8 protein-coding genes are annotated in these 8,550 nt (G+C 40.1%); 2 read left to right on the top strand and 6 right to left on the bottom strand.

Features of this window, described 5'->3' with window-relative positions:
• Window positions 1-282: 282 nt before the first annotated feature.
• Together BAZSYMA_RS06855 and polA are read right to left on the bottom strand one after the other, a co-directional pair.
• The gene (locus BAZSYMA_RS06855; protein WP_237731710.1) at window positions 283-819 is read right to left on the bottom strand and encodes a DUF3800 domain-containing protein; all 537 of its coding nucleotides are present in this window, start codon (window positions 817-819) and stop codon (window positions 283-285) included.
• 1 nt (window position 820) lies between these two features.
• The gene (polA, locus tag BAZSYMA_RS06860) at window positions 821-3,586 is read right to left on the bottom strand and encodes a DNA polymerase I (RefSeq protein ID WP_090717056.1); all 2,766 of its coding nucleotides are present in this window, start codon (window positions 3,584-3,586) and stop codon (window positions 821-823) included.
• Window positions 3,587-3,639: 53 nt separating this feature from the next.
• On the opposite strand from polA, the gene BAZSYMA_RS06865 reads away from it, so the two are divergent.
• On the top strand, window positions 3,640-4,368 hold the full coding sequence (locus BAZSYMA_RS06865; RefSeq protein WP_090717043.1) for an ATP-binding cassette domain-containing protein: 729 nt from the start codon (window positions 3,640-3,642) through the stop codon (window positions 4,366-4,368).
• A 46-nt stretch (window positions 4,369-4,414) separates the two neighbouring features.
• Window positions 4,415-5,230, top strand: a complete 816-nt coding sequence (dapD, locus tag BAZSYMA_RS06870; protein WP_090717046.1) for a 2,3,4,5-tetrahydropyridine-2,6-dicarboxylate N-succinyltransferase — start codon at window positions 4,415-4,417, stop codon at window positions 5,228-5,230.
• Window positions 5,231-5,290: 60 nt separating this feature from the next.
• On the opposite strand, the gene BAZSYMA_RS06875 is transcribed toward dapD, so the two are convergent.
• The 4 genes from BAZSYMA_RS06875 to BAZSYMA_RS06890 form a co-directional block, all read right to left on the bottom strand.
• On the bottom strand, window positions 5,291-6,526 hold the full coding sequence (locus BAZSYMA_RS06875; protein ID WP_143243135.1) for a metallophosphoesterase: 1,236 nt from the start codon (window positions 6,524-6,526) through the stop codon (window positions 5,291-5,293).
• Between the two features lie 12 nt (window positions 6,527-6,538).
• The gene (ubiA, locus tag BAZSYMA_RS06880; RefSeq protein ID WP_090717050.1) at window positions 6,539-7,375 is read right to left on the bottom strand and encodes a 4-hydroxybenzoate octaprenyltransferase; all 837 of its coding nucleotides are present in this window, start codon (window positions 7,373-7,375) and stop codon (window positions 6,539-6,541) included.
• On the bottom strand, window positions 7,372-8,277 hold the full coding sequence (locus BAZSYMA_RS06885) for an RluA family pseudouridine synthase (RefSeq protein ID WP_090717053.1): 906 nt from the start codon (window positions 8,275-8,277) through the stop codon (window positions 7,372-7,374). Before BAZSYMA_RS06885 ends, ubiA begins: the two co-directional genes overlap by 4 nt.
• Window positions 8,277-8,550, bottom strand: a 274-nt coding sequence (locus tag BAZSYMA_RS06890) for a TatD family hydrolase (protein WP_195910140.1), incomplete at its 5' end; no start/stop codon positions are given. The genes BAZSYMA_RS06890 and BAZSYMA_RS06885, both read right to left, overlap by 1 nt.

The raw sequence follows: 8,550 nt of genomic DNA on the forward strand, positions 1-8,550 counted from the left end.
ATATAAATTTTGAAATTATATAAATATATGTGGTATCGTATATAATATCTCTTAAGGATTGCGGATTCGCGGTCGACACTAAGCCATTGTGGATTCACAGTGGCTTTTTGTTATCTGGAAAAACCTTATTGTTAACTATTTTTTCTTTTATAACTTCAAAACTTTTGTTTGTTTGTTTGGGTCTCAGACAATTCAATCCAATTGGTCGCGCTATCAAATCAGCTAATTGTAACCCTGTGGAATTACTTTGTTTGCTCGCCATTATCATCTCAAAATTGGTTGTTATATATCCTTGAAATTACCCTTAGAACATATTTTACTAAATTCACGCTCTAAAGCCCTATCTTCTGTTTTTCCTCGTTGCTCTACAACAATATGCGTTATTTTCTTCTGCTGATTAGATGCAATTAAGAAGTTGAATAAATGCTCAATACAAAACTTAAGTGCAATATGATAAGGATTGTTATCATAACGATAATGTTTTTTTAGTTCATCTTTTTTAATAGTTGTACTGATAACTGCAAACTTTTGCTGATTAACAACATCTGATAACTTTTTTATAAAACTGCTTTTCTTTTCTAGATTGTTCAGCACCTTAAAAACACCTTTATCTTTACGAATTTCATTCTCATGCAAAATAACTATATCATGGCCAAAGTGATTAAACTTAAATTCTTGAAAATCCTGAACGGTTTTCAGATAATCAGATTTTTTGAATATACAGAACGCCAATACGAATATTGGATATTGCTTGTCAATATTGACGAGCCCATGATCACCACTTTCATCAACATAAACGATATAATCGCTATATTCCATATTAATGTGCTTCTTGCCAAGACTGCCCGACACCCACATCAACTTTAAGTGGAATGTCTAGCTGGTAAGCATTCTGCATCAAGTTCTGTATTTTTTTAGAAAACTCATCGGCTTTTAGCGCATTCACTTCAAACACCAATTCATCATGGACTTGCATTATCATTTTAATGTCGGGATTATTTCTGCCAATCCACGCATCAACATCAAGCATGGCTTTTTTAATGATATCCGCTGAAGATCCTTGCATTGGTGCATTGATGGCTGTTCGTAGGGCATGCTGTTGTAGCATTTTGTTCTTAGCGTTGATTTGTGGCAAATATAAACGCCTACCTATCACCGTTTCAACATACCCTTGCGCCTTGGCTAATTCTTTGGTGCGCTCCATATAGTTAGCTACATTTGGATAGTTCTCAAAATACGCATCAATATATTGCTTGGCTTCGGTGCGTGAGACATCAATTTGCTTCGCCAAACCAAAGGCACTCATACCATAAATCAAACCAAAGTTAATCGCTTTGGCTTTGCGACGGTGCTCTTTAGTCACAGCGTCAAGTGGCACATTAAACATAGTGGATGCAGTGGCGCTGTGCACATCTTTGTCTTCATTGAATGCACTTAAAAGGTTTTGGTCTTTAGAGATATGCGCCATAATTCTAAGCTCAATCTGCGAATAATCTGCTGCAATAATAACTTTACCTTCGCTGGCGATAAAAGCCGAACGAATTCTTGCGCCTTGCTCGCTACGAATGGGGATATTTTGTAGATTTGGGTTACTAGATGACAAGCGGCCTGTGGCAGTAACTGCTTGATGATAAGAAGTGTGCAACCTTTTAGTGTGCAGGTCAATTTGCTTAGGCAGTGCCTCCAAATAAGTAGAATTGAGCTTAGTTAGCATACGATAACTGAGTATCAAGTCCACTAAGGGGTGGTCTAATAATTTCAGGGCTTCTTCATTGGTTGATGGTGCGCCTTTCGGGGTTTTCTTTTTTGATTTCAACCCTAAACCTTCTTCTGAGAACAAAATTTGCTGAATTTGTTTCGGCGATTCTAAATTAAACGCATTGCCTGCTAATTCAAATGCCTGCGTCTGAATGGCTTCCATCTGCACAATAACATCAAATTGCTGCTTACCCAAGGCATTAGCATCTAATTCTACGCCATTGCGCTCCATGGTTACCAAAACAGCAATCAGGGGTAATTCTATCGTTTGATACAGTTTGTAAAGTTTGGCATAATTCACCAATTCTTGCGCCAAAACTTCGTTGAGTTTATGTGTCACAATAACATCTTCACAAGCATACGGAGCACCGTTATCAATACTCACTTGATTGAAGGTGATTTGCTTTTTACCCTTGCCTGCAATATCGGTAAAATGAATAGTGGTATGCCCTAGATAATACTCGGATAGGTCGTCCATATTATGTCTTGATGCAACTGAATTCAAACAATAGGATTTGAGCATAGTATCATCAACAATGCCGTTGAGTATAACGCCATAATTTGCTAGGATATGGCTGTCGTATTTGAGGTTTTGTCCGATTTTTCCAATGCTTGAATTCTCTAAAATTACCCGTAATTTTGATAACACTTCATCAAAGCTCAGTTGTGCTGGTGCGTCTAAATAATCATGAGCAACAGGAACATAGAAACTGTCTTTGTCTACCAAAAATACCCAGCCGACAATTTTGCCGTTCATATAATCTAGCGAATCGGTTTCTAAATCAAAAACAAAGCGTTTACATGTGCTCAGGCGTTTTACCAAAGCTTCAAAATTATCTTGTGTGAATACTGTGTTTTGTGTGTATTCTTTTAACCAATCAGACTGACGCACCTCAGTCTGTGACACTTCAGAGCTTAACTCAGCTATGGGCGAGGTCGTTGACTTTACGACCGGAGTTGTCACGCTTGACTCAACACCGCCAAGTTGTTTAAACCATACTTTAAAACCGTATTTTTGATAAAGGTGCATCAACTTTTCGTTGTCTGCACCTGGTTCGTTATCCAAAATATCACAAGGCAACTCTACATCAAACTTGAGTTTCACTAATTTATAAGACAAATCTAGTAGGTCAAAATTCTCTCGCAATTTCTCACCCACTTTGCCACCAATTTGCTCAGCATTGACCTTGATACCTTCAATAGATTTAAACTGCCCTAGCCACTTAATCGCGGTTTTAGGTCCTACACTTGGTACCCCAGGAATATTATCGGCACTATCGCCAGTGAGTGCCAAAAGGTCTAAGATTTGCTCAGGACTAACACCTATTTTTTCCACAACACCGTCATAATCCAACAAGTTACCTTTCATATCCAGCTGGTGTATATGCTCGTTAACCAATTGCATTAAATCTTTATCGCCACTGGCAATAATCGTATCTAGCTTATGCTCCTTGGCACAAAGCGTTAGCGTAGCAATCACATCGTCTGCTTCCACGCCATCAACACACATAAAATGAAACCCCATCGCACGAATAATTTCATACAGTGGTTCAATTTGCATAACCAACTCTTCATCAGCAGGCTTGCGATGTGCTTTGTACTGAGGGTAAATCTCATGACGGTGGTTCTTGCCTTTGGCATCAAAGATTGCAATGAGTTTTGCTTCAGGGTATTGATTCTGTAGGCGCTTCAACGCATTAATGACGCCAAACATTGCCCCTGTTGGAAAACCCTCATCATTGGTTAAATTTTGTGCAATAGTAGAAAAATAAGCCCTAAATAAAAAGGCTGATCCGTCTAATAGAATAAGTTGATGAGGGTTTGACATAAGGGTGAATTTTACCGATTTTTTAGACATCAAGATTAGTATAAAATACACCTATGACAATCTCATCTCAAGCCCTTATTAGCGCTCACGATATCAGTCTCACGCGCCGTGGAAAAAGCGTTTTGGATAAGGTGAGTTTTGAGCTACAGCAGGGAGAGTTTCTTACTATCATCGGTCCAAATGGTGCAGGGAAAAGCTCACTTATCAAGGTTTTATTGGGTTTGATTAAAGCCGATAGTGGTAATATTAAGCGTGCGAAAAAATTCAAATTGGGTTATATGCCACAAGCTTTTAGCCCCAATCCATTTATGCCACTAAAGGTGCTTGATTTTTGCAATCTGAATCAAAAAGTTGCACCTAGTTTCTTGCAAGAAACCGCTGAATTAATGGGGATTCAAGACTTGTTAGACTCACCTTTAAAAATCCTATCAGGTGGTGAGTTACAACGCGTATTACTAACGCGTGCGCTACTCAATAAACCCAATGTATTGATCTTGGACGAACCTGCACAAAATCTTGATGTTGATGGACAAATGCAGCTCTATAAACTCATTCAAAACATTCACCAACAACAAGGCTGTGCGGTGTTGATGATCTCTCACGACCTACATCGGGTAATGAAAGAATCCACCCAAGTACTGTGCCTATATCACCATATTTGTTGCATGGGAAAACCTGAGGCGCTTATTAAAGATGCTCAATTTAATGATTTATACGCCGACCAGATGGATGAACTAATGACAACTTATGAGCATCATCACAATCATTGTCACGAAGATTAGTGGCTTGCCCTGATATAATATCTGTTTTTTGAACGATGGATACCTTATGAAAGATATTATTGAAGTGGCTTTTGAAGACAGGGCTAACATCAACCCACAAACTGCCAGTAGCGAAGTTAAACAAGCCGTTGCTGAGGCGATCCATCTGCTCGATTCAGGTCAAGCGCGTGTTGCCGAACAACAAGGTGTGGGTGATTGGACAGTTAACGAATGGCTAAAAAAAGCAGTGTTACTTTCTTTTAGGTTAGAAGACAACACGCCAATGCCAGGCGGATTTACCCAATACTACGATAAAGTGCCTTCAAAATTTGCCGAACTATCAGCAGATGAATTTGCAGCAGCAGGTGTTCGTGTCGTGCCACCAGCGAGTGCGCGTCGTGGCTCGTTCATCGCCAAAGACACAGTGCTTATGCCGTCGTATGTCAATATTGGCGCTTATGTTGGCTCTGGCACAATGGTAGATACTTGGACAACCGTTGGTTCTTGCGCACAAATTGGCAAGAATGTACACCTCTCAGGTGGTGTTGGTATCGGTGGTGTTTTAGAGCCATTACAAGCCAGCCCAACTATTATTGAAGATAACTGCTTTATTGGTGCTCGTTCAGAGGTAGTTGAAGGCGTGATTGTTGAAGAGGGTGCGGTGATTTCAATGGGTGTTTATATAGGGCAATCTACCAAGATCTTCAATCGAGAAACTGGCGAAATAACTTATGGTCGTGTACCAGCAGGCTCAGTTGTTGTATCTGGCAATCTACCTTCAAAAGATGGTAGTTATTCACTCTACTGCGCAGTGATTGTCAAACAAGTAGACGCTAAAACTCGTTCTAAAGTAGGTATCAACGAACTCCTAAGAGGCATTTAATAAAACTCGCCTTAAAAGATATTGACACAATTAGATCAATATCTTTACCAGCTTCTTTAGCTATTGACAGATTAAAGAGGGATGTTGCTTGTCAGATAACCATATGCATTCTCCAGTATGGGCGCCATTTTGCTTATAAAATTTAAGGGTTTTACTTGACTCTGTCAAAATTCCGTAACCAAAACCAGAGCGAGAATAAACAAAATTAGCCATATGTTTGTTTATGTCAACATTTTTTTGCGTGGTATTGCCAACTTTTACCAACTCTGTGCCACTATTGCCAATAATCACTTGATCATAATCAGTTTGCATATCCAGTACTTGCAGATAATGGGCATGTCCAGAAACAAATAGCGTGCGCTTGGGTAGTAAGTTCTTAAAAGCAATTTGTTGGGTTAGATTGCCATAATAATAAGTAGATTTAATTTTGTTATAAGTCCACATAGGTCGATGCGTTAGGAATATATTGGTTGAATCTTTATCAATTTTTAATTGCGCTATTGCCTTTTTATAAAGTGCCAATTGTGGCTCAGAAGTACGATCATCCTGACCAGAACTACTGTCAAACATAATATAATTAACCCCTTTCAATTTCAATATATAAGGCTTTTCCATCTCTGCACAAGCTTGCCCCGCCTTTGGATACGCCCATGGCGATAAATAGCGCGACCAGCCGTTTTGTGCTCTGCCACATTCTTCATGATTACCCCTAGAAAGAGCAATTACTGAGGATTGAAATAATGAGTTTGCAGGTGCAAACCAATCGGCATTCCAAGTATCCCAGTTGTATCCACTAGGCGAGCCTTTGCAACCTTTATCACCTTCAGGACAAGGGGTTTCTCGGTAAAAATAATCGCCTACATGCAAAATTATATCGGGGGTTTGGGCGCCAATACTGGCACTCAATTCACGCAACGGCCAAGCTTGAGCATCATTACACGCTTGTGCATTAATTTTATTAATGCGACATCCTGTATCGCCTAATATAGCAATACGATCTACCACACTGGGCAAAGTCGGCAACGCCTGCTGTTTAATTTTAATTGAACGGGTATCACGACTGACCAACAATTCACATACTGCGGGGAAATCCACCACCTTAGCAGCTCTTAAGTGCATAGCCGTAGGGACATTATCAACACTCACTTTTGGACATTGCGTATCATTTAATAAGACAACTCTGACGCTAAGCTGGTCATTTGTCACCATTTGAACCCATTGAGGATTAGACTGCGCATTACTCAAAAACGCTAATGCCAACAACGAAATACCCGTCACAAATTTAAAAAATCTCATAAAAACCTCCAATCATAATCCAAAAATAATACCCAACAGCACACTCATCCCAATATAGTGATTGTGCAAAAATGCCTTAAAACAAGCGCCTTTCTCCCGCTTTTTAATTAAAAACTGATGATAAAACATCAACCCCAACACCACAAACAACATAAGAAAATACTCTAATTTTAATCCAAATACCCGCCCAATTGTAATCAAAATACCAATCAACATTAATTGCAACAAAGCAATAATGAGCCGATCAAACCGAGCAAATAAAATGGCACTGGATTTAACCCCAATCTTTAAATCTTCCTCTCTATCCGCCATGGCATACATAGTATCGTAAATCACCGTCCACACAACAGTCGCCAAAAAAACCCACCACGCACCCGCAAGCACGCTGCCATTGGTGGCAGCAAAAGCCATCGGCACACTCATTGCAAATGCACAGCCAAGCACGAACTGTGGCAGGTGCGTCCAACGCTTAGTAAACGGATAGAGTGTCGCCAAAAAAGCTGCAATCACTGCTAATTGAATGGTCAAAGTATTGGTCATCAATACCAAACCAAAGGCGATCATCATCAGCACAAAAAATAAAATAAGTGCTGATTTTGGATGAATTTCCCCTGTGGTGATGGGACGGTTTTGCGTGCGTTTGATCAATTTATCAATCCCTCTATCTGCATAATCATTAATCACACAACCTGCTGAACGCATTAAAACCACCCCTGCAACAAAAATCAAGCATAACTTTAAATCAGGCACTCTCTCTGCCGCCAAAAACAACGCCCACAAAGCAGGATAAAGTAACAAATAAATCCCAATCGGCTTGTGTAAACGCATCAGGAGAAAATAAGCCTTCATAAGGTCGCCAAAAATGCCTGTAATTCCGCTGACAACGGCGCCTTAATGGTTTGGATTTCCCCCGTACTTGGATTGGTAAAAGTCAGTTGATGCGCATGCAGGAATAAACGCCTCAAACCTTGAGCATGTAATTTTCGATCAAATTCTCTGTCACCATATTTATCATCGCACGCCAAAGGATGCCCCGCATATTGTCCATGCACACGGATCTGATGCATACGCCCAGTTTCAATGAGCACTTCAACCAAAGAAGCATCAATACTCTCAAAATTCTTTATTGGTTGAAAGTGACTAAGCGCATCTTTGCCTTTCGCATCAACCACTGTGCAGCGTGAATTCTGATATAAAGGTGCGTCAATACTATGGCGTTTTTTTGACCATGTGCCTTTAACCAGAGCCGTATAGCGTTTCTCCATTTGATGTTGAATCAGTTGCTCATGTAGATTTTTCAATACACTGCGTTTTTTGGCAATCAACAAAACGCCTGAAGTCGCACGGTCAATGCGATGCACCAACTCCACCGGCGTGTTAAACATATCTCTGAATGCCTCAATCACCCCAATATCAATACCACTACCACCATGCACTGCCAATCCACTCGGCTTATTAATCACCAACAGCCCTTTATCCTCATACAAAATACTCTCAGTCAACAACTTTTTAAGACTATCTGAGGTTTTACTCGGCTTTGATTCAGCCACCCGAATCGGTGGGATACGCACCACATCATCGACTTGTAATTTGTAATCGGCTTTTTTCCTGCCCTTATTGACCCGCACTTCACCTTTACGAATCACTCGATAGATGTGTGATTTTGGCACACCTTTAAGTATTTTAAGTAAATAATTATCTAGTCGTTGTCCTGTGGAAAACTCATCAACTGTCTTAAATTGAACGCTCATCAGAAAAACAAGGTCTTAAAATTATTGGTGGTGGCATTAGCAATTGCTTCAATACTCTCGCCCCGAATTTCGGCTAATTTTTCAACTGTATAATAAGTGTAGGCGGGCGAGTTAGGCTTGCCACGGTAGGGCACAGGGGTTAAATAAGGTGCATCCGTTTCCACCAAAATCCTATCCAACGGCACTTTTTTAGCAACCTCGCGCAAATCACCCGCACTCTTAAAAGTGATAATGCCTGAAAATGAAATATAAAACCCCAAGTCCAACGCCGCC

Source organism: Bathymodiolus azoricus thioautotrophic gill symbiont, assembly GCF_001298715.1.
Classification (GTDB): Bacteria; Pseudomonadota; Gammaproteobacteria; order PS1; family Pseudothioglobaceae; genus Thiodubiliella.